2 protein-coding genes are annotated in these 875 nt (G+C 69.9%); both read right to left on the bottom strand.

What is annotated here, in order from left to right; all coding sequences use genetic code 11:
- On the bottom strand, positions 1-514 hold a 514-nt coding region (locus tag B2W70_RS07605), incomplete at its 3' end, for an AMP-binding protein (protein ID WP_286744425.1).
- A gap of 52 nt (positions 515-566) precedes the next feature.
- The coding region (locus tag B2W70_RS07600; RefSeq protein ID WP_286744423.1) for a GGDEF domain-containing protein at positions 567-875 on the bottom strand (309 nt) is incomplete at its 5' end.

The raw sequence follows: 875 nt of genomic DNA, 5'->3' as shown, positions 1-875 counted from the left end.
GGCCGGTGGTGCCCGAGGTGTAGAGGATGGCGGCCAGGTCGCCATCATGTCGGGGCGCAGGTTCGTGCACATCGCTGTGCAGGCTGGCGTGCGTCAGCAAGCTGCCGTTGCCTTGTGTGCCCAAGGTGAAGAGGTGACCAACCTGCCCGTGCGCGGCCAGCGGGATCACCCATTCCTGGTCTTCGGGGCGGCACACCAGCACGGCGGGGCGGGCGTCTTCCAGGAAGTAGCCCAGCTCGGCCGAGCGGTAGGCCGGGTTCAGTGGCAGGAAGACGGCGCCGCAGCGCAAGGTGGCCAGGTACAGCACCAGCGACTCGACCGACTTGTCCACGTGCGCGGCCACGATGGGCGGGTGACCGTTGCGCTGCGGCAGGTGCAGGCTCTCCAACAGGTTGGCCACCATGGCCGTGGCGCGGTCCAGGTCGTCCCAGCTCCAGGTGCCTCGCTCGGTGAGGATGGCGGCGTCCTGGCGCGTGACAGGCCAGGCGCTGTGCAGCGCGGTGAACAGGTTCATGGTCGTTTCCGGGGCTGGGTCGGCGCGGGTTGCGCCAGGCCGTTACGGTAACTCAAGCCGCGTCGTTCGCCGCGCGCGGTGCGGGTGGGGTGGTGCCGGGGTCCAGGTCGTGGCGGTGCAGGTGGATGCGGTTGCGGCCCAGGCGCTTGGCGGTGTAGAGGGCCTCGTCGGCCTGGGCCATCATGGCGTCGATGCCATGGTGCTCTGGGCGCCACTGCACGGCGCCGATGCTCACGGTGGCGCGAATGGTGTGTGCGCCAACCTCGATGAGGCGCACGTCCAGCGAAGCCCGCACGCGCTCCAGCGCGTTCATGGCCTCGTCCTGCGGCGTGTTGCTCAGCAGCACCGCGAACTCCTCGCC

It is taken from the genome of Aquabacterium sp. UBA2148, from assembly GCF_002328915.1.
GTDB classification, from domain to species: Bacteria; Pseudomonadota; Gammaproteobacteria; order Burkholderiales; family Burkholderiaceae_C; genus Aquabacterium; species Aquabacterium parvum.
The sequence above is the reverse complement of the archived record's forward strand: the minus strand, read 5'-3'. Positions and strand labels throughout refer to the sequence as shown.